The organism is Luteimonas mephitis DSM 12574, from assembly GCF_000422305.1.
Classification (GTDB): domain Bacteria; phylum Pseudomonadota; class Gammaproteobacteria; order Xanthomonadales; family Xanthomonadaceae; genus Luteimonas; species Luteimonas mephitis.
This window is the reverse complement of the sequence record NZ_AULN01000005.1, coordinates 1-2,240: the sequence shown is the minus strand read 5'-3', so window position 1 is coordinate 2,240 and position 2,240 is coordinate 1. Positions and strand designations below refer to the sequence as shown.

Sequence of the window (2,240 nt, the reverse complement as noted above, 5' to 3'; positions counted from 1 at the left end):
ATCTGCCATGTTGTTGGTGGAACGAAGCGGGTTCGGGTTGAACGAACTGTTAGGCCCCGCCCCATTGGGCTGACATGCTGCGAGCGTCGCATTGAAGGTCTAATCGCGATACGCGCGCCAAGCCAAATAAGTGAACAGCAGGCCAAAGCCAGCGTAGAGAGCAACAGTAAACCAGAACTGCGACGGGCTGACATCTGCGTAGTAGCCTGGCCCGACGGATCGCAGCCCCAACTCCGGTGCGTGACCGGACAGAATGCACCATGCGGAGAGCCCCAAGCCTGCTGTGGCAGCCGCTATGCAAAGGATGATCCGAAAGTAGCGATCAATAGCGGCGGCGTAAGGATTGTCTCGCACAGTCTGAGTAGATGTCTTTTGCGGGGCCTAACGCCTAAGTTAAGCCGAGACGCGAAGTGGAGCGAAGCACATGGCAAGCTGTACCTGCCATGTGCTTTGCGTAACGAAGCGGCTTCGGCTTGAACGCATTGTTAGGCCGCCGCACCTCGAGCCTGCGTCCGATCTTGCGGCAGTCCAACCCCTGCGCCGAACAGTACACCAAGTATGGCCCAGCAGATTGGCCGTGCCGCTGCCGCGAACGAAGCCACGCTGTTGAGGCGCGCGACCAAGAACTTTCACCGCGCCCGCTCCGAAGCCGACCCGGTAGGTCCAACCTTGCGGAGAGTCGCGTCTGTCCGAAGCCGAGATGCCGCAGGCCAGCTGCCGATAACTGTCTCGCGCGTGCGAAGTGCGAACCGCTGCGGATGAGCGAAGACTGCGACCTGGCCCAGTACCCTTGCGACAACAGTGCGGGAAACAAGGCCTAACGCCTGAATTAAGCCGCGCCGCGAAGCGGTGTCGGCTTGAATGAATTGTTAGGCCCTGAGCCCGAACCAAGCAGCCAAGGCCGCCACGGTCAGAAGCTGAGCGCCAAGAATAAGAGCAAGTTGATTGTGCCGGAACGCCAAGGCAGATAATGCCGATCCCGGGATAGAAGCGACCAGCACCCCAGCTGCTACAGCAAGCACCCATTCCGGCTCTTTGAGCGCATGAAGTTGCATGGACAGCGAACAAGCAAACACGAGAACGGTCGCCGCGCATAATGCGATCGCGAAGCGCTTCCAGTAAGGCTGAGCCAAAACTTGCGACATGCTGCTCCTCGGGGCCTAACGCTTGAGTTAACCCGACCTGCGTAGTGGAGCCAACAACATGGCAAGCTTTATCTGCCATGTTGTTGGTGGAACGAAGCGGGTTCGGGTTGAACGAATTGTTAGGCCTCATCCCGGGTCAAATCCGTACAACCAGCTGTTGAGAACATTGTCCGAGCTTTGGATGCCCAAGCCATCTAGCATCTGCTCGAACAGACCGGCGATATGCTCAGCGTCCTCAGTGTCGAGCGCCCCACGATCAATGCCGCCAAGGTGCTCCTTGAGAATGGCCAGGATCTGTGAAGCCGAAGCCTTGGCACTGGCCGCATTAGCGAAGGCGACGGCAGCAGCATCAATCTTGGCATTGAGTTGGGTTTTGACCGAACTGTCCGAGACACCGGTATACAAACCGTCTGACTCTGCGGCGAAATGGTCATGGCCGACCGTGGCCAGAAGAGCTTGAGCGGGCGTGTCAATGGACATGCCGGTGGCTTGGGCGGAGACGAATAGAGTGAGGGCGATCAATGTGCGTTTCATGAGGCCTAACGCCTGAGTTAACCCGACCCGCGTAGTGGAGCCAACAACATGGCAAGCTTTATCTGCCATGCTGTTGGTGAAACGAAGCGGGTTCGGGTTGAACGAATTGTTAGGCCCCAGGCAAGGGACCATGTGATCAATCACTCAACCTGACTCTGATTGGTCCGAGGAACCGCGTCAAGAAGTTGTAGAGGAAAGCGAGGATCGCAGCGCCGATAGCACCAACGACAGCGGATAAGAATGGATATAGGAACAGGATGTACAGGTCTGGCATGCCAGAGAAGCTGAGATCGATGGGGCCGTGCAACTCGAACGAGGTAATGCGACCTGGCGCTGAGCGTGCAAGTAGATAGCTGGAAGCGACCGTGAAACAGCTCAGGATAAAGAAGATGGCTGCACTGATAGGTGCAACGCTACGAATGCTGATGTGTTCAATTTGTCTCGTCATCGAAAGATCATCCATGGGGCCTAACGCCTGAATTAAGCCGACCCGCGAAGCGGGTTCGGCTTGAATGAATTGTTAGGCCCGCTAGCCTTGCTTGCTAAGCACGGCGTCTGTCA

At 57.1% G+C, this 2,240-nt stretch carries 3 protein-coding genes; all 3 read right to left on the bottom strand.

The window, feature by feature from the left end; all coding sequences use genetic code 11:
• Nucleotides 1–869: 869 nt before the first annotated feature.
• Nucleotides 870–1,145 carry a hypothetical protein gene (locus H570_RS18700; RefSeq protein ID WP_156899771.1) on the bottom strand — a complete coding sequence of 92 codons (276 nt, stop codon included), beginning with the start codon at nt 1,143–1,145 and terminating at the stop codon, nt 870–872.
• Nucleotides 1,146–1,271: 126 nt separating this feature from the next.
• On the bottom strand, nt 1,272–1,679 hold the full coding sequence (locus H570_RS17920; protein WP_169447711.1) for a DUF4844 domain-containing protein: 408 nt from the start codon (nt 1,677–1,679) through the stop codon (nt 1,272–1,274).
• 136 nt (nt 1,680–1,815) lie between these two features.
• Nucleotides 1,816–2,142: a hypothetical protein gene (locus tag H570_RS0100115; protein WP_027078990.1), complete on the bottom strand. Its 327-nt coding sequence runs from the start codon at nt 2,140–2,142 to the stop codon at nt 1,816–1,818.
• Nucleotides 2,143–2,240 lie beyond the last annotated feature (98 nt).

What these genes read in the sequence shown, in the direction of transcription:
- H570_RS18700 (WP_156899771.1), bottom strand. Translation starts at nt 1,145, where the DNA reads ATGTCGCAAGTTTTGGCTCAGCCTTACTGGAAGCGCTTCGCGATCGCA.
- H570_RS17920 (WP_169447711.1), bottom strand. Translation starts at nt 1,679, where the DNA reads ATGAAACGCACATTGATCGCCCTCACTCTATTCGTCTCCGCCCAAGCC.
- H570_RS0100115 (WP_027078990.1), bottom strand. Translation starts at nt 2,142, where the DNA reads ATGGATGATCTTTCGATGACGAGACAAATTGAACACATCAGCATTCGT.